Origin of the sequence: Nannocystis sp. RBIL2 (assembly GCF_026626745.1) — a bacterium.
GTDB lineage: Bacteria > Myxococcota_A > Polyangia > Nannocystales > Nannocystaceae > Nannocystis.
On record NZ_JAPNJW010000002.1, the window covers coordinates 3382870 to 3399394 of the forward strand.

Here is a 16525-nt window from a genome sequence, read left to right on the forward strand (position 1 = left end):
CCTCGCCTCGGGCCTGCGCCCTCGCGCGCGCCGCGGGACCGACGCGAGGCCTCGGCGGCCGGCCGCGACGCGCCGCCGAGGCCTCGTGCGGCGAGCCGCGCTGAAACCCCGCGTGACGCCCGCGCGGGCGAGCCGCCGCCGCTGCGGCGCGAGGTCGTCTGTCCGCCGCGCGATCTCCGCAGAGAAAACGATCGCGGCCGCGGGGCCCCGCTGCGTTGTCTCGAACGCGCAAACGAGTATGCTGCGGCCGGCCTATGGATATCGAATCCACGCTCAGCGGGCACAACCTCGCCTTCCTCGAGGCCCTGTACGAGGCCTACGAGAACGACCCGAACTCGGTCGATCCGCAGTGGGTGCCGATCTTGCGCGAGCTGAGCGCCAGCGGGGGCAAAGCTCCCGCGGCGCTCCGGGTCGACAGCCGCGAGGCCGAGCAGCTTCTCCTGCAGAGCCGCGTCGACAAGCTGATCGAGCACTACCGGCTGCACGGCCACACCGCGGCGCAGATCGATCCGCTCGGTCGCCCGCGCGAGGCCCCGGCCACCGGCCTCGACCCGGCCTACTTCGGCCTCGGCGAGGAGCACATGGACCGCGAGTTCGACCCCGGGCTGCTCATGCCGGGCCGGCGCGCGACCCTGCGCCAGATCTTCGCCAAGCTGCAGAACACCTACTGCCGCAGCATCGGCGTCGAGTACTGGCACATGCAGAACCTCGAGCAACGCACCTGGCTGCAGGCGCGCATGGAGGCCTGCGAGAACAAGGTCATGCCGGCGCCGGCCGAGCAGCTGCGGCTGCTCAACCAGCTCGCGGGCGTCGAGGACGTCGACAAGTTCCTCCACACCAAATTCCTCGGCGCCAAGCGCTTCTCGGTCTCGGGCGCCGAGTCGATGATCTCGCTGGTCGACACCATCATCGAGGAGTCGGCCGAGCTCGGCGTCGGCGAGGTGTGCATCGGCATGGCCCACCGCGGCCGCCTCAACGTGCTGATGAGCATCATGGGCAAGCCGTTCGAGGACGTGTTCCTCGAGTTCGAGAAGTCGAACCACCCGGAGGAGCTGCTCGGCGCCGGCGACGTCAAGTACCACCTCGGCCACTTCCGCGAGTACAAGACCTCGCGCGGCCACGACATGTACCTGGCGCTGGCCTTCAACCCGAGCCACCTTGAGGCGATCACGCCGGTCATCGCCGGCCGCGTGCGCGGCAAGCAGGACCAGATCGGCGACGTCGACGGCAGCCGCGTCATGGGCCTCACGATCCACGGCGACGCCGCCTTCATCGGCCAGGGCGTGGTCCAGGAGAGCCTCAACCTGTCGCGCCTCGAGGGCTACCGCACCGGCGGCAGCGTGCGCCTGGTCGTCAACAACCAGGTCGGCTTCACCACCGACCCGAGGGACGCCCGCTCGACGCCCTACGCGACCAGCATCGCCCACATGCTCGACGTGCCGATCTTCCACGTCAACGGCGACGACGTCGAGGCCGTGGTGTGGGTCGCCAAGCTGGCCGCCGGGTTCCGCCAGCGCTTCAAGACCGACGTCATCGTCGACCTGGTGTGCTTCCGCCGCTTCGGCCACAACGAGGCCGACGACCCGACCTTCACCCAGCCGGTGATGTACGACCTGATCAAGGCGCACGCCTCGGTGCGCACGATCTACCAGCGCGAGCTGCTGGCCCGCGGCACCCTCGCCGACGCCGACGCCGAGGCGATCGACAGCACCTGGCTGGCGACCTTCGACCGCGCGCTCGGGGTGGCCCGCGGCGAGTACGCCCACAAGACGCGGCTGCGGCCGATGCACGGCGTGTGGAGCCAGTTCCGCGGCGGCCCCGACCGCGACACCCCCGACGTGCCGACCCGCCTGCCGCGCCCGCAGCTCGACGCGCTGGCCGAGCGGATCGTCCGCTGGCCGGAGGACTTCCACCTGCACAACAAGGTCCAGCGGTTCGCGTCTGAACTGAAGGACATGTACTCCGGGGCAGCCCCGCTGACGTGGCAGGCCGCCGAGCTGCTGGCCTACGGCAGCCTGCTCAAGGCCGGGCACCAGGTCCGCTTCTCCGGCCAGGACGTCCAGCGCGGCACCTTCAGCCACCGCCACGCCGTCTACACCGACACCAAGAGCGGCCGCTCGTGGTCGCCGCTGTACGAGCTCGGCGAGGGCCAGGCGCGCTTCGAGATCTTCAACAGCCCGCTGTCGGAGTACGGCGTGCTCGGGTTCGAGTTCGGCTACAGCATCTGCTCGCCGGAGTCGCTGATCGTGTGGGAGGCCCAGTTCGGCGACTTCGCCAACGGCGCCCAGATCATCATCGACAACTTCATCGTCGCCAGCGAGGACAAGTGGAACCGCCTCAGCGGCCTGACGCTGATGCTGCCGCACGGCTACGAGGGCCAGGGGCCCGAGCACTCGAGCGCGCGGCTCGAGCGGTTCCTGCAGCTGTGCGCCGAGGACAACATCCAGGTCTGCAACCTCACCACCCCGGCGCAGGTGTTCCACGCGCTGCGGCGGCAGGTGCTGCGGCCGTGGCGCAAGCCGCTGATTCTGATGACGCCGAAGAGCCTCCTGCGCTCGCGGCCGTCGTTCTCGCCGGTCGAGGCGTTCACCGACGGCGGCTTCGCCCGCGTGATCGACGACGAGCGGGCCGACCCGGCCCAGGTCGAGCGGGTCATGCTGTGCAGCGGCAAGATCTTCTACGACCTCGCCGAGGAGCGCGAGCAGCGGAAGGAGGGCCGCGTCGCCATCGTCCGCGTCGAGCAGCTGTACCCGTTCCCGGAGTCGCCGCTCCTGGCGGTCCTGGCTCGCTACCCGGGCGCCCGCGATCTGTGCTGGGTGCAGGAGGAGCCGCGCAACTCCGGCGCCTGGAGCTTCGTCCGCGGCTGCCTCGGCGACGCCCTCGCCGCGCGCAACCTGCAGCGCCCGCTCAAGTACATCGGCCGGGCCGCCAGCGCCAGCCCGGCGACCGGCTCGCCCGACAGCCACGCCTACGAACGCAAGCTCATCCTCGAAGAAGCCTTCGCCAACCTGCCCGAAGCCGCCCGGAGTGCCGCCAATGCCTAGCCCGATCAAAGTCCCGCCGCTCGGCGAGTCCATCACCGAGGCCGTCGTCTCGTCCTGGCGCGTCAAGGCCGGCGACCGCGTCAGCGTCGACCAGCCGCTCGTCGAGCTCGAGACCGACAAGATCACCGTCGAGGTCCCCTCGCCCGCCGCCGGCGTGATCACCGAGATCTCCGCCCAGCAGGGCGCCAAGGTCAACGTCGGCGACACCATCGGCGTCATCGGCGAGGCCGGCGCGGCACCTGCCCCTTCGGGCATGTCCCCCGCGCCAGGTGCTTCGGGACAGGCCCCTTCGGACAGGTCCCAACAATCAGCCCAGCCGCAGGCCAAGGCCGGCGGCGAGCCGATGCCGGCCGCGCGCGCCGAGGCCGGCCGCACCGGCGTCGACCTCGGCACGGTCGAGGGCACCGGCCGCGGCGGCCGCGTGTTGAAGGAGGACGTCCAGCGCGCCGCGGCCCAGGCCCAGCCCGCGCAGGCCCAGCCGGCCGAGGCCAAGAAGCCGGCCGCCGAGAGCAAGCCCGCCGCGCCGCTCGCCCCGCGCCCGCAGGCCGGCGGCCGCGAGGAGATCGTCACCATGACCCCGCTGCGCCGGCGCGTCGCCGAGCGGCTGCTCCAGGCCCAGCAGACCGCGGCGATCCTGACGACCTTCAACGAGGTCGACATGTCGGCCGTGTACCGCCTGCGCAACGCCTACAAGCAGGGGTTCGTCGACAAGCACGGGGCGAAGCTCGGCTTCATGTCGTTCTTCGTCAAGGCGGCGGTGTCGGCCCTGAAGGCCTACCCGGCGGTCAACGCCGAGATCCGCGGCGACGACATCGTCTACAAGCGCTACTACGACGTCGGCGTGGCCGTCGGCGGCGGCAAGGGCCTGGTCGTCCCCGTGGTCCGCGGCGCCGACCAGCTCGGCTTCGCCGACATCGAGAAGGAGATCGCCCGCCTAGCCGTGCGCGCCCGCGAGAACAAGCTGACGCTCGACGAGCTCAGCGGCGGCACCTTCACCATCTCGAACGGCGGCATCTACGGCTCGATGCTGTCGACCCCGATCCTGAACCCGCCGCAGACCGGCATCCTCGGCCTCCACAACGTCGTCGAGCGCCCGGTCGCGGTGAACGGCCAGGTCGAGATCCGCCCGATCATGTACCTCGCGCTGTCCTACGACCACCGCCTGGTCGACGGCCGCGAGGCGGTGCAGTTCCTGGTCCACGTCAAGGAGCGCATCGAGGCGCCCGACCGCCTGCTCCTCGACGTCTGACCGTCAAGACATGTCCACCAAGACAGGTCCATAACACCATGTCCCAAGAGACCTTCGATCTCGTCGTCATCGGCTCCGGCCCCGGCGGCTACGTCGCCGCCATCCGGGCCGCCCAGCTCGGCCTGCGCACCGCCTGCGTCGAGAAGGACCCGACCCTCGGCGGCACCTGCCTCAACGTCGGCTGCATCCCGAGCAAGGCGCTGCTCGAGTCGAGCGAGCGGTTCACCGCCGCGCGCCTGCACTCGGCCGAGCACGGCATCAAGATCGGCGGCGTCGAGCTCGACCTGCCGACGATGCTGGGTCGCAAGGACAAGATCGTCAAACAGCTCACGGGCGGCGTGGCGGGCCTGTTCCGCAAGCACAAGATCCACTGGGCCAAGGGCCTCGGCAAGATCGTCGCGCCCGGCAAGGTCGAGGTCGCGGGCGAGACCCCCGAGGTGCTCGAGACGAAGCGGATCCTCATCGCCACCGGCTCGGTGCCGGCGACCATCCCCGGCGTCGCGTTCGACGGCGACCGCATCGGTCACTCGACCCACGCGCTCGCCTACCCGAGCGTGCCCGAGCACTTGATCGTCATCGGCGCCGGCGTCATCGGCCTCGAGCTCGGCTCGGTGTGGGCCCGCCTCGGCGCCAAGGTCACGGTGCTCGAGTACATGCCGGCGCTCCTGCCGATCATGGACCCCGACGTCAGCAAGGTCGCGGCCAAGCTGTTCGCCAAGCAGGGCCTCGACATCCGCCTCGGCGTCAAGGTCACCGGCGCGACCCGCAAGGGCGACAGCGTCGAGGTGGCCTTCACCGCGCCCGACGGCCAGTCGCAGACGATCACCGGCGACCGCGTGCTCGTGGCCGTCGGCCGCAAGCCCAACACCGAGGGCCTCGGCGCCGAGGCCGTCGGCGTCCAGCTCGACCGCCGCGGCTTCGTCCAGGTCGACGCCCACTACGCCACCGCGGTGCCCGGCATCTGGGCGATCGGCGACGTCATCCCCGGCCCGATGCTGGCCCACAAGGCCGAGGAAGAGGGCATCGCCGCCGTCGAGGGCATGGCCGGCCAGCCGGGTCACGTCAACTACGACGCGATCCCCAACATCATTTACACGCACCCGGAGATCGCCAGCGTCGGCAAGACCGAGCCCGAGCTCAAGCAGGCCGGCGTGCCGTTCAAGAAGGGCAGCTTCCCGTTCCTCGCCAACGCCCGCGCCAAGGCGCTCGGCGAGACCGACGGCCTGGTGAAGATCCTCGCCCACGCCGAGACCGACCGCGTCCTCGGCGTCCACATCATCGGCCCGCGCGCCGGCGACCTCATCGCCGAGGCCGCGGTGGCCATCGAGTTCTCCGCCAGCGCCGAGGACATCGCCCGCAGCGTCCATGCCCACCCGACCCTGTCGGAGGTGGTCAAGGAGGCGGCGCTCGACGCCGGCGGCCGCGTCCTCAACATCTGAGGCCCGCCCCGGGCGGACCCGGCCGTCGGCCGCCAGAACGCGCCTACGGCCGTTCTGCGCGGCTTCGTGCGCCCTGATCTCGCGGCCCGCGGCCGTGTTAGGCTCGCCTCGTCATGCGGCGCCAGGCCCCGATCAAGCGCTCGAGCACCGGTCAGCGGACCATCGCCGGCTCGAAGTCCGCCGATGTCGCCAACCTCGACGATCGCCCGCTGTCGATCCACATCACCCGCGACGGCAAGCACCTCGTCGTCCCCCTGCCGTACGAGCTGTGGATCCTCGGCGTCAACAGCTTCGAGGTCGTGCGCACGATCGAGTGCGCCAACCCGGAGCCGTCGGTGAGCGAGGGCGCCAAGGACGGCTCGCTGTGGATCGGCGGCCATCACCTCTACTTCGGCAGCGTGTTCTCGACCGCGCTGACCAAGGTCGGCAGCAAGCTCGGTGACTTCGTCGACCGCGTCGCGCTGGTCCGTCCGAACGTCCTGTGCGGCGTCGGTGCGACCGGCGAGATCCTGTTCGACGTCGACAAGGAGAACCCGCTGCACCGGCGCAAGGTGTCGGAGCGGACCGTCACCGGCCTCGTCAACCTCGACGGCCGCGCGCTGTGGGCCGACGGCTCGGCCACCGCGTGGCTCATCGATCCCGATCGCCCGTCCGGCTACACCCAGCTCAAGCTGCGCGCCACCAGCCCGACCGACGTCGACGCCGAGGGCATCGCCGCGCTCGGCACCACCACCACCGGCCGCGCGATCCTCTGCGCCCGCGACGGCGCGGTCGCCTGGACCGGCAAGCACCTGCGCGTCGACGGCGAGCGCTTCCCTCGCTTGGCCGCGCGCCAGGCCGCCCCGCTGGCCTGCGGCGGCGACGAGCGCCACGTCTACGTGCTGCGCCCGAAGGGCCTGCTGCAGCGGTTCCTCGTCGAGCAGCCGAAGCCGCCACCTGGCGAAGAGGACAGCTTCGTCCCGCTGCCCGAGGCCGAGGAGACGCGGCTGCAGTGGCCTGCCACCTGCATGCTGGTCCTCGGGACAGGTCACGGCGCGGCCCGGATCGTCCTCGGCGGCCCGCAAGCCGAGGGCATGCTCGGCCGGCTGTGGCGCGTCGATCCCGACGCCCTCACCTGGCAGAAGGTCGCGCCCGGCAAGCGCACCCTGGTCGAGCCGCGCCCCGCCGAGCCCGAGGAGGCCAGCAAGCGCCCCGACTTCACCCCGACGCGCAGCAAGCTGACCGGGGCGCCGATCACCGCGCTCAAGGTCGACGCAGTGCTCGGCGCCGACACCTCGCAGGTGTTCGTCACCCACGGCCACGGCGCGCTGCTCGAACGCCCGGTCGTGCGCCGCCTCGCCAGCGACGTCCTGCCCGGCGACGCGCTCCTGCTGCCGGCGATGGTCCGCTTCCGCGAGGGCACCGCGCGCCCGGCCCTGGTCCTGTGGCCGGGCACCCAAGACGCGACCCGCGAGCCGCCGCCGCTGCGCTGGCTCGCGTGGGCCGACAACCCGCGCGGATGGATCGAGCTGGTGACGCCGGAGATCCGCAAGCAGGGCTGGTCGCGCGCCGACGTGTTCCCGCTGCAGGTCGCCGTCGCCGCCGCGCCGACGGTCGCCGGCAACCGCGAGCCGCTCCCCGACAAGTGGGTCGACCCCGAGCTGTTCGCCGCCCTCGCCCGCGAGTGCAAGAAGCTGCTGAAGGTGCTCTGGGAGTAGGTTTTGCTTTCGAGGGACATGCTCTCATGAGCATGTCCTGAAGTGCATGTACCATCGGGCATGTCTTTTCGGACATGCCCGACGCACACGAAGAAAGGGCGACGCGGTCGCCCGCGTCGCCCTCCTCGCTCCGCGCGGCGATCAACCGCCGGCGATCACAGCCTTCACTTCCTCGGTCGTGAGGGTGTGGTTCTGGCTCTTGGCGAAGTTGAACACCCGGTCGACCAGCTCGTCGGACGGCTCGTAGCCGTGCTCGCGCAGCCAGAAGATCACGTTGGAGCGGCCGCTGTAGTGGCCGATCTCGATCTCCTGCTTGCGGCCGAACACGCGGGCCGGCACCGACGAGTACACGCGGTCGGCGAGGTCGTGGTCGCCGGTCTTGGTCGCCTTGATGATCGCGGCCGCGTGGACGCCGGTGGCGGTGCGGAACGCGTCGCGGCCCGACAGCGGGTAGCTCGGGTGAATCGGCACCCCGGTGGCCTCGCTGATCTTCTCGACGTACTCGACCAGGCACGACAGGTCGTGCTGCGCGGGGTCGAGCTGACCGAGCAGGTACAGGTTGAGCAGCAGCAGGTCGAGCGAGCAGTTGCCGACGCGCTCGCCGATGCCGAGGCCGCAGCCGTGGACGCGGTGGAAGCCCCACTCGAACGCGTACAGCCCGAGCACCAGGGCCATGCCGCGGTCGTTGTGCCCGTGCCAGTCGAGCTCGACGGTGTCCTCGAGGTCCATCGAGCGCAGCACGCCGCGCGCGAAGTTCAGGAGGTTGCGCAGGCCGTCGGGCGTCGCGTGGCCGCAGGTGTCGCACAGCACGAGGCGACCGGCGCCCGCCTCGAGCGCGGTCCGGAACAGCACGTCGAGCGTCTTCGGGTGCGAGCGCGTGGTGTCCTCGGTGACGAAGCCGACCGGCAGGCCGTGATCGACGCCGAGCTTGACCGCCTCGTGGGTGTGCTTCTTGAGGCGCTCGTTGTCCCAGCCCTCGGTGTAGCCGCGGATCGGGCTCGAGCCGATGAACGTCATCACCTCGATCGGCACGCCGACCTTCTGCGAGATGTCGATGATCGGGTGGATGTCCGAGGCCACGGTGCGCGCGGCGCAGTTGGCCGTGATCCGCAGCTTCTCCTCGACGATGAACCGCAGCAGGCGCTCGACGTCCTCCTGCGCGCGGCGACCCGCGCCGGGCAGGCCGAGGTTGACCGCCTGGACGCCCATGCGATCCATCAGCCGCACGAGCTCCATCTTCTGTTCGATCGACGGGTCGCGCACCGACGGCGACTGGATGCCGTCGCGGATGCTCTCGTCGACGAAGCGAGGCGCCCGCCGCAACAGCGGTGCGGTCCGCTCCTTCTCGTTCCAGTCGTAGATCAGGGCCGCCGTGTTCGCGTGGGTCGTCGCCATGGCCTGTCAGTCCTCCGTTCCGGTCGCCACCTCGAGCCCCTCCAGGCGGAAGAAGCGGCGCAGCTCGTCGACGAGACCGATCATCAACAGCTCGGGGATGTCGTCGTCCCCTTCGATCTCGTCCAGCAAGAAGTCTCGCATGAGCACGATGCTGTCCAGCCGCGCCTCGGCGTCGTCGGTGCGTGCGCGACCGACGAACGTGATGATCCCGCGCGGATCCGCACCGGCCTGGACCTGAGTCGTCGAGGGCCGCGCCTGCACCGTGATCGGCGCGGTAGCGACCAGCTTGAGCACCTGGTCCGGGATGTCCTCGAGCAGCGCCTCGAACTGACCGCGCAGGTCCTCGGCCAGCTCCTCGCTGACCGGCTCGTGGTCCTCGAGATCGCGCGCGTCGAGCTCGAGCACCTTGAGCATCTCGGCGCGGGCGCCGGCGACATCGCCGAGCACCTCGAGCGCCTGGCCGTACCAGTAATGGACGTCCGGATCTTCGGGGTCGACCGCGACCGCGCGGCCCAGCGACTCCGCCGCCTCCTTCGGGCGGTTCGAGTTCATCAGCACGAACCCGTGGATGCTGAGGTACGCGGCGTCGTTCTTGCGCTCGGCGCTGATGCCCTCGAGCAGCTCGAGCGCCTCGTCGGTGTCGTCGTCGCTGAGGCGGATCTGCGCCAGCAACAGGCGCGCCTGGTCGATCGAGTCGGTGTCCGCGCCCTCGAGCCGGAGCACCGCGCGGGCGGCCGCCTCGGCCTCGTCGAGGTCCTCGCCGTGCGAGAGCAGGCACTCGGCGCAGTCGAGGTAGATCTGCGGGTCCTCGGGCGCGCCGTCGGCGGCCTGCATCAGATAACCCGCGGCCTGATCGAGGCGACCTTGCGCCCAGGCGACCATCCCGGCCAGGTGCAACACCCGCACGTGGTTCTCGCCGCCGAGCCGAGCCGCCTCCTCGAGGGCGTCCTCCGCCGTCTTGAGGTCGTCGTCATCGACGGCCGCGAGCCCGCGGTCGACGATTGCATCCAGTGACTGCTGCTTCATGGGCGCGAACTCTAACACGGCGTCTCGCGCGACCGACCGCGCACGTGCGGCCGCGCGCTCGAGGTAGAAGCGGGCTCGACATGCTTGCCGCCGCATCGCCCGCAACGCCAGACGTGAGGCTGCTCATGAGGCTCTTGCAGGAGCGCTGGGTCTTCGCCCTCGCCACTCTGGACGACGACGGTCTGCCCTACGCCACTCCTCTCTTCTACGCCGCCGTCGACGGCCTGCCCGGCTCGGACGCGCCGCTCGTCGTGTTCGCCAGCCGCGCCGACACCTGTCACGGGCGGGCGATCGGCGACGGGCCGACGACCGTGGCCGCCGCGCTCTACCTGGAGACCGAGGTTCTCGGCGAGGTCCGCGGCCTGCAGCTCCGCGGCGAGGTCATGGTGTGCAGCCGGCTACACGCGGACGCCGCCGCGGGCCTGCGCGCCGCCTACCTCGAGCGCCACCCGGTCGCCGCGGCCCACCTCGGCGAGCGCGACCGGCTGTACGCCCTGGCGATCACCTGGGCCAAGTTGACGGACAACCGGATCGGGTTCGGCAAGCGACTGGTGTGGACCTTCGAGCCGCCCTGGCGCCGTGAATTTCCCGCCGGGCCAGGTGAAGAAACCGCGCTACGCTGACGTCGTCGGGATTTGCGCATGATCACTCGGCGACTTTGGCTCTCGGCGGCGGCTGCGATCGCGATGACTTCCATCACCGGCCCCGCGATCGCGGCCGAGCCGCTCGAAGTCACCGTCCCCACGCGCGTGCTCGGGGCGATCGTCGCCGCCGAGGGTGGTGCGGCGGTGGTCGTCCACGTCGACGCGGCGCTCGGGCCTGCCGACATCCGCGTCGCCGGCGCTGTCCACAGCGTCGCCGCCAGCCAGCGCGACCTGCTCGACGACCCGCGGAACGCCCCTCGCGTCGGCGCGGGCGTGCGCAAGATCCTCTCTGCCGCACGACCCGACCTCGCGGCAACGTTCGAGGCCAATCACAAGGCGTGGACCATGACCTTCGTGCGCAAGGTGCTGGCGTGGAACGCTCGCCTTGCCGCCTCGCCGGTCCGTGGTAAGCGCGTCATTAATTCCTTTGATCGCGCCGTCTTGCTCGCGTGGGCGGGGGCCGTCGTCGACCCCAAGGGACAGCCGTCGCCGCCGGCTCTCGCGCGAGCGCCGAAGGACACGACCGCGGCCACGCTCGAGAGCTACGTCGCATATGTCGAAGCGCTCGTGCGCAGCCTCGAGTGACTTGCGAACACGTGCGTCGACATGGCGCACGTAGCTTGTGCTGGCTCACGGGCCTGGCCCAGGGCCCGCCATGACAACGAAACCGGCCACGGCGCATACTCTGACACGCGCGCGCGCCACGGTTGCGCGCGCTCATTGCGGTCATGGATACGTTCGCTTCCACAAATTCGACCACCCAGCGCGAGCTCATCGAATCGGTCGTGATTCGCTTCGCCGGCGACTCCGGCGACGGCATGCAGCTCACCGGCTCGCAGTTCTCCGACACGACCGCGCTGATGGGCAACGACCTGTCGACGCTGCCCGACTTCCCGGCGGAGATCCGCGCCCCCGCGGGCACGACCTTCGGCGTGTCGGGCTTCCAGGTCCACTTCGCCGCGCACGACATCATGACGCCGGGCGACGCGCCCGACGTGCTGGTGGCGATGAACCCGGCGGCGCTGAAGGTCAACCTGCGCGACCTCAAGCCGGGCGGGCTGCTCGTCGTCAACACCGGCGCCTTCACTGCGGGCAACCTCAAGAAGGCCGGCTACGACAAGAACCCGCTCGAGGACAGCAGCCTCGACGGCTACCGCCTGCTCAAGATCGACATCACCAAGCACACGCTGCAGTCGGTGGAGTCGTTCGGCCTCGGCAACAAGGAGGCCGTGCGCGCCAAGAACATGTGGACGCTCGGCCTGATGATGTGGATGTTCGGCCGCGAGCGCGACAGCACCGCCGAGTGGCTGCGCGGCAAGTTCGCCAAGAGCCCGAACATCGCCGAGGCCAACATCGCCGCGCTCAACGCCGGCCACGTCTACGGCGAGACCGCCGAGATGCCGCAGGGCATCCACGCCTACGAGGTCCCCAGGGCCAGGCTGCAGGAGGGCCACTACCGCAACGTCACCGGCAACGAGGCGACCGCGTGGGGCCTGCTCACCGGCGGCAAGCTGGCCGGCCTCGAGCTCGTGCTCGGCAGCTACCCGATCACGCCGGCCTCGACGATCCTGCACTACCTGTCGAACCTGCGCGCCTACGGCATCACCACCTTCCAGGCCGAGGACGAGATCGCGGCGGTGTGCGCCGCGATCGGGGCCTCGTACGCCGGCTCGCTCGGCATCACCACCACCTCGGGGCCCGGCCTCGCGCTCAAGACAGAGGCGATCGGCCTCGCGGTCTCGACCGAGCTCCCGCTCGTCGTCGTCGACGTCCAGCGCGGCGGCCCCTCGACCGGCCTGCCGACCAAGACCGAGCAGAGCGACCTCCTGTTCGCGGTCTACGGCCGCAACGGCGACTGCCCGCTGGTCGTGCTCGCCGCCTCGACGCCCGGCGACTGCTTCACCATGGCGGTCGAGGCCGTGCGCCTGGCCACCAAGTACATGACCCCGGTCATCCTCCTCACCGACGGCTTCCTCGCCAACAGCGCCGAGCCGTGGAAGATCCCGGACATCAACAGCTTCGAGCCCTTCCCGGTCAAGCAGCGCACCGACCCGGCCGGCTTCCACCCGTTCCTGCGCGACCCGCAGACGCTCGCGCGCAACTGGGCGGTCCCCGGCACCCCCGGCCTCGAGCACCGGATCGGCGGCCTCGAGAAGAACTACGACTCGGGCAACATCTCGTACGACCCGGACAACCACCACAAGATGGTCAAGGTCCGCGCGGCCAAGGTCGCCGGCGTCGCCGACGACATCCCGCTGCAGAAGATCGACCAGGGCGAGGACAGCGGCGATCTGCTGGTCGTCGGCTGGGGCTCGACCTTCGGCGCCATCAGCTCGGCCGTGCTCGGCGCGCGCAAGGCCGGCCTCAAGGTCTCGCACGCGCACATCCGCTACATGCACCCGATGCCGAAGAACCTCGGCGAGGTGCTGAAGCGCTTCAAGCACGTCCTCGTGCCCGAGATGAACAACGGCATGCTGGTCAAGATCCTGCGCAGCGACTACCTGGTCGACGCGCGCGGCCTCAACAAGATCGCCGGTCAGCCGTTCAAGATCGCCGAGATCGAGGCCGAGATCCGCGGCCTCCTCGCCTCTTCCTGAATTTCCCGAGAGCTTTTGGAGTCACGACGATGACGCCCCTCGATCCTCCGAACCCGCCGCTGACCCGCAAGGACTTCACCTCCGACCAGGAGGTCCGCTGGTGCCCCGGTTGTGGCGATTACGCCATCCTCGCGGCGGTCCAGCGCATGCTCCCCGAGCTCGGGGTGCGGCGCGAGAACACCGTGTTCGTCTCCGGCATCGGCTGCTCGAGCCGGTTCCCGTACTACATGAACACGTACGGCTTCCACACGATCCACGGCCGCGCGCCCGCGGTCGCCACCGGCCTCAAGCTGGCCAACCCCCAGCTCGACGTCTGGCTCGTCACCGGCGACGGCGACGGCCTCAGCATCGGCGGCAACCACCTGATCCACGTCCTGCGGCGCAACCTCAACCTGCAGATCATCCTGTTCAACAACCGGATCTACGGCCTCACCAAGGGCCAGTACTCGCCGACCTCGCTGCTCGGCAAGCGCTCGCCGTCGTCGCCGATGGGCTCGGTCGACAACCCGATCGCCCCGGCCGCGTTCGCGCTCGGCTGCGGCGCGCGCTTCGTCGCCCGCGGCGTCGACACCGACGCCAAGAACCTGATCAACACCCTGAAGCGCGCCCACGAGTTCCAGGGCACCGGCTTCGTCGAGGTGTTCCAGAACTGCCCGGTCTTCAACGACGGCGCGTTCGACCACTTCACGGCCAAGGACGTCGCGGCCCAGCAGCAGCTGCACCTCGAGCACGGCAAGCCGATGCGCTTCGGCGACGACAAGGGCCTGCGCCTGCGCCCCGGCAGCCTCGACATCGAGGTCGTCACCGTCGGCGAGAACGGCGTCACCGAGGCCGACCTGCTGGTCCACGACGAGACCAACCGCTCGCAGGCGTTCCTGCTCGCCAACCTCGACCCGCCGACCTTCCCGGTCGCGGTCGGCGTGCTGTTCCGCAGCGACGAGAACCTCGTGCCGTTCGAGGTCGGGATGCACGAGCAGAACAAGCAGGCGCGCGCGCGCGGGCTCGGCGATATCAACGCCCTCATGCGCAAGGGCCACACGTGGAAGGTCGACGCCGACCCGTCCGCCGATCCGGCCGGCTGAGCGCGCTGGCCCGCGCACGCCGATCGCGTGCGTGACTGCACGGCCGACGCCGACGCTGTCCCGCGACCTCGCCATAAAAGCCCGCGCACGACCCTCTGCGCGGGCTTTTCGCGTTTAACTACGCGCGCTGCGCGGGGGCGCGTCGCGCGTACTTTTTCGCGAAGAATCAACCACGCGCCCCTGTCGTCGGACGGGGTGATTCCACAGGATCGAGTCATGCAACGCCTCTCTCCGCCTTCATCCTTCTTGGCTTCTGTCTTCTCCTTCGCCTCGGCCTTCGCGCTCGGCTGCGTGATCACGGTGGGCCCGGGCGGAGATGACGCCGGCATCCACGACTGCGGCAGCCTGCTCGCCAACAACGACGCCAACTGCGTCTGCAACCCCGGCTACGAGCGCTGCAACCTGAACACCGACGACACCGACTGCTGCGAGAAAGAGGGCAAGGGCGGCGAGTGCGAGCAGAACAGCACCCTCTCCGGCGACCAGTGCTTCTGCGACGTCGGGTACACGTGGTGCAACCCGAGCGACGACGCCGACCTGACCTGCTGCGTCGACGACGGCCAGACCTCGCAGGGCACCGACGGCACCGCCACCGACGGCGAGACCGAAGGCACGACCGAGCAGATCCCGACCACCAGCGTCGGCACCACGGGCGAGCCCGAGGAGTGCCTCGACGCGGTCGAGCCCCCGGCCTCGTGCAACCCCGACACCGAGTCGTTCTTCTGCACCAACCCCGACACCTGCGGCCCCTACGGCAGCAAGCAGTACTACTGCGAGGGCGGCGTGTGGGTCGAGGACACCACGCTCGACGACACCTGCAAGCTCGACGGCTACGACTTCTCGTACGGCTGCGTCGACGACGGCGCCAACATCTACACCGAGTGCGGCAGCGGCTCCGGCGCGGCCTGCTCGGGCACCGCTCCCAGCTGCCTCGACGCCAACACCTGGGCCGGCTGCAAGTGGGGCAAGACCACCGAGGCCGACTGCTTCACCCTCTGCACCGAGATCGGCGACGAGATGGGCGCGACCTACGACTTCGGCTCGTGCGAGGAGCAGGACGGCGTGGCCGTGTGCGCCTGCTGCGACGAGGGCGAAGAGGGCTGCCCGATCAACGAGACCGGCACCGACACCGACACCAGCAGCACCGGCGGCGACAGCACCAGCAGCAGCACCGGCTAAACAAGAGGTCGGCTGCGGAGCTCAGGGCCTGTCCCCGCGGACAGGCTCGAAAGCACATGCACGAAAGTCCATGAACGTACGGGCATGCCCGCGAGGACATGCCCGTTCGTTCATCCGCGCCAGCGGACCAGCCGCGCCTGCCCGCTGTGCTTCAGCACCCGCGCCAGCTTGAGCAGCTCGTTCGCCACCCACTCGTCCTCGGGCGTCGGCGCCAGCGTCGCCTGCCCGGCCGCGTCCCAGGTCAGCGCCGCGTCCACGGTCGCCCCGCCGGCCACGTACACGCGCGCCTGGTAGCGCAGCGGCTCGCCGGGCTCGCGCTCGCACACGAACCGCGCGCCGGCCGAGGGGTGCAGATCCTGGCTCGAGACCACCGGCGCTCCTTCAGAACCGCAGGCCCAGGCCCGTCGGGACCTCGCCGCGCGTGGGGCCGATGTTGCCGAGCTCGGACGGCTTCCCCTCGTCGCGCCGGCTCGCCAGCACCCCGGCCGTCACCCCGCCGGCGACCGCGAGCGCGCCGACGACGATCACGCCCCAGAACCAGCCCTTCTTGTAGACCGGCTGCTTGCTCGGCGGCGGCACGTCGCCCCCGCGCGGCGGCGGGGCGCCGGCGGCCTCGGACGGCCCCTCGGGCGGCGTGGCGGCGGGCGTGCGCGCGGCGATCTCGGCCAGCTGCTCGTCGATCTTGGCGATCTGCGCCTCGGCGTCGTCGCGCTGCTCCTGATCCATCTTCGGATCGTCGGCCAGCGCCTTGAGATAGTTCTGGAACAGCCGCCGGGCCTTGCGCAGGTTGCCCGCGTCGTTCGACAGCCCGTACCACTGCGTGTACGCCAGGCCGAGGTTGTAGAGCAGGTACGGGTGGTTCGACAGCGCGTAGCTGCGCTCGAAGTGCACGATCGCCTGCTCGTAGTTGCCGAGCGCGTAGGCCTGCGTGCCGGCCTTGTACTCGACCGCCGGGTCGTCCGACAGCGGCACCGCCGAGGTCGCCTTCTCGCCCTCGCCCGCCGCGCTGGCTGCCCCTGAGGACATGTCCCCCGAGACAGCCGGCGCCAGCACGCGCGCGCGCGCGCCGACCGGGGTGAACACCATCGCCGCCGCGAGCGCGACGGCGAGCGAGCGACACGAGGACCGCGCAACCTGGTTCACGGCGCGAGCGTGCCATCGCCCGTCGGCAAA

The 16525-nt window shown here is 70.6% G+C and carries 13 protein-coding genes; 9 read left to right on the forward strand and 4 right to left on the reverse strand.

The features are described from left to right. The first annotated feature begins 254 nt into the window (after window positions 1–254). From OV090_RS38565 to OV090_RS38580, 4 genes are all read left to right on the forward strand, one after another. A complete protein-coding gene (locus OV090_RS38565) occupies window positions 255–3044 on the forward strand; it encodes a 2-oxoglutarate dehydrogenase E1 component (protein ID WP_267709830.1) in 2790 nt (929 codons plus the stop codon). Then, complete coding sequence (gene odhB / locus OV090_RS38570; RefSeq protein WP_267709831.1) at window positions 3037–4293, forward strand: 2-oxoglutarate dehydrogenase complex dihydrolipoyllysine-residue succinyltransferase; 1257 nt, start codon at window positions 3037–3039, stop codon at window positions 4291–4293. The genes OV090_RS38565 and odhB overlap by 8 nt, the downstream gene beginning before the upstream one ends. Window positions 4294–4331: 38 nt before the next feature. Beyond that, complete coding sequence (gene lpdA, locus OV090_RS38575) at window positions 4332–5732, forward strand: dihydrolipoyl dehydrogenase (RefSeq protein WP_267709832.1); 1401 nt, start codon at window positions 4332–4334, stop codon at window positions 5730–5732. A 113-nt stretch (window positions 5733–5845) separates the two neighbouring features. Beyond that, entirely contained in the window at window positions 5846–7429 is a 1584-nt protein-coding gene (locus tag OV090_RS38580; RefSeq protein ID WP_267709833.1) for a hypothetical protein, read from the forward strand. A 141-nt stretch (window positions 7430–7570) separates the two neighbouring features. Here OV090_RS38580 and OV090_RS38585 read toward each other — a convergent pair whose 3' ends face one another. After that, window positions 7571–8824, reverse strand: coding sequence for a 2-isopropylmalate synthase (locus OV090_RS38585; RefSeq protein ID WP_267709834.1), 1254 nt, complete (start codon window positions 8822–8824; stop codon window positions 7571–7573). Window positions 8825–8830: 6 nt separating this feature from the next. Further along, the gene (locus OV090_RS38590; RefSeq protein WP_267709835.1) at window positions 8831–9850 is read right to left on the reverse strand and encodes a tetratricopeptide repeat protein; all 1020 of its coding nucleotides are present in this window, start codon (window positions 9848–9850) and stop codon (window positions 8831–8833) included. 125 nt (window positions 9851–9975) lie between these two features. Here OV090_RS38590 and OV090_RS38595 point away from each other — a divergent pair, with 125 nt between their 5' ends. From OV090_RS38595 to OV090_RS38615, 5 genes are all read left to right on the forward strand, one after another. Further along, window positions 9976–10473, forward strand: a complete 498-nt coding sequence (locus OV090_RS38595; protein ID WP_267709836.1) for a pyridoxamine 5'-phosphate oxidase family protein — start codon at window positions 9976–9978, stop codon at window positions 10471–10473. 63 nt (window positions 10474–10536) lie between these two features. Continuing rightward, window positions 10537–11079 (forward strand): hypothetical protein, encoded by a 543-nt coding sequence (locus OV090_RS38600; RefSeq protein ID WP_267709837.1) that lies wholly within the window; start codon window positions 10537–10539, stop codon window positions 11077–11079. A 143-nt stretch (window positions 11080–11222) separates the two neighbouring features. Then, the gene (locus tag OV090_RS38605) at window positions 11223–13091 is read left to right on the forward strand and encodes a 2-oxoacid:acceptor oxidoreductase subunit alpha (protein WP_267709838.1); all 1869 of its coding nucleotides are present in this window, start codon (window positions 11223–11225) and stop codon (window positions 13089–13091) included. Between the two features lie 29 nt (window positions 13092–13120). Next, window positions 13121–14173, forward strand: coding sequence for a 2-oxoacid:ferredoxin oxidoreductase subunit beta (locus tag OV090_RS38610; protein ID WP_267709839.1), 1053 nt, complete (start codon window positions 13121–13123; stop codon window positions 14171–14173). A 216-nt stretch (window positions 14174–14389) separates the two neighbouring features. Further along, window positions 14390–15352, forward strand: a complete 963-nt coding sequence (locus OV090_RS38615; RefSeq protein WP_267709840.1) for a hypothetical protein — start codon at window positions 14390–14392, stop codon at window positions 15350–15352. A 110-nt stretch (window positions 15353–15462) separates the two neighbouring features. Here OV090_RS38615 and OV090_RS38620 read toward each other — a convergent pair whose 3' ends face one another. Together OV090_RS38620 and OV090_RS38625 are read right to left on the reverse strand one after the other, a co-directional pair. Next, window positions 15463–15723 (reverse strand): hypothetical protein, encoded by a 261-nt coding sequence (locus OV090_RS38620; protein WP_267709841.1) that lies wholly within the window; start codon window positions 15721–15723, stop codon window positions 15463–15465. A 10-nt stretch (window positions 15724–15733) separates the two neighbouring features. After that, window positions 15734–16495, reverse strand: a complete 762-nt coding sequence (locus tag OV090_RS38625) for a hypothetical protein (RefSeq protein WP_267709842.1) — start codon at window positions 16493–16495, stop codon at window positions 15734–15736. Between the last annotated feature and the right edge of the window lie 30 nt (window positions 16496–16525).

Bases quoted from the DNA above. Each gene is read 5' to 3' on its own strand.
- OV090_RS38565 (WP_267709830.1), top strand. From the start codon at position 255: ATGGATATCGAATCCACGCTCAGCGGGCACAACCTCGCCTTCCTCGAG.
- odhB (WP_267709831.1), top strand. From the start codon at position 3,037: ATGCCTAGCCCGATCAAAGTCCCGCCGCTCGGCGAGTCCATCACCGAG.
- lpdA (WP_267709832.1), top strand. From the start codon at position 4,332: ATGTCCCAAGAGACCTTCGATCTCGTCGTCATCGGCTCCGGCCCCGGC.
- OV090_RS38580 (WP_267709833.1), top strand. From the start codon at position 5,846: ATGCGGCGCCAGGCCCCGATCAAGCGCTCGAGCACCGGTCAGCGGACC.
- OV090_RS38585 (WP_267709834.1), bottom strand. From the start codon at position 8,824: ATGGCGACGACCCACGCGAACACGGCGGCCCTGATCTACGACTGGAAC.
- OV090_RS38590 (WP_267709835.1), bottom strand. From the start codon at position 9,850: ATGAAGCAGCAGTCACTGGATGCAATCGTCGACCGCGGGCTCGCGGCC.
- OV090_RS38595 (WP_267709836.1), top strand. From the start codon at position 9,976: ATGAGGCTCTTGCAGGAGCGCTGGGTCTTCGCCCTCGCCACTCTGGAC.
- OV090_RS38600 (WP_267709837.1), top strand. From the start codon at position 10,537: ATGACTTCCATCACCGGCCCCGCGATCGCGGCCGAGCCGCTCGAAGTC.
- OV090_RS38605 (WP_267709838.1), top strand. From the start codon at position 11,223: ATGGATACGTTCGCTTCCACAAATTCGACCACCCAGCGCGAGCTCATC.
- OV090_RS38610 (WP_267709839.1), top strand. From the start codon at position 13,121: ATGACGCCCCTCGATCCTCCGAACCCGCCGCTGACCCGCAAGGACTTC.
- OV090_RS38615 (WP_267709840.1), top strand. From the start codon at position 14,390: ATGCAACGCCTCTCTCCGCCTTCATCCTTCTTGGCTTCTGTCTTCTCC.